This is a genomic window from Martinezella dioscoreae (genome assembly GCF_009176305.1).
Lineage (GTDB): Bacteria > Pseudomonadota > Alphaproteobacteria > Rhizobiales > Rhizobiaceae > Rhizobium > Rhizobium dioscoreae.
In genome coordinates this window covers 1-257 of the sequence record NZ_BLAJ01000050.1, presented here as the reverse complement: position 1 = coordinate 257, position 257 = coordinate 1, and the positions used below count along the sequence as shown (strand labels likewise).

General features: G+C 62.6%; 1 protein-coding gene. It reads left to right on the top strand.

All coding sequences use genetic code 11. The features are described 5' to 3' along the window. A partial coding sequence (gene cydB, locus GDN47_RS31870; protein ID WP_152095069.1) for a cytochrome d ubiquinol oxidase subunit II occupies positions 1–257 on the top strand: 257 nt, incomplete at both ends.

Sequence of the window (257 nt, the reverse complement as noted above, 5' to 3'; positions counted from 1 at the left end):
ACGCATCGCCATCAATTCGATCGGCGCGACCTGGGAGGGAAATCAGGTCTGGCTGATCCTCGGCGGCGGCGCTATCTTCGCCGCCTGGCCACCGCTCTATGCGGTGTCCTTCTCCGGTTTCTACCTCGCCATGTTCGCCATCCTCTTCGCTCTCATCCTGAGGCCGGTTGCGTTCAAATACCGTTCCAAGCGCGATAGCGCCGGCTGGAAGGCGGGCTGGGACTGGGCCTTGTTCGTTGGCGGTTTCGTTCCGTCGC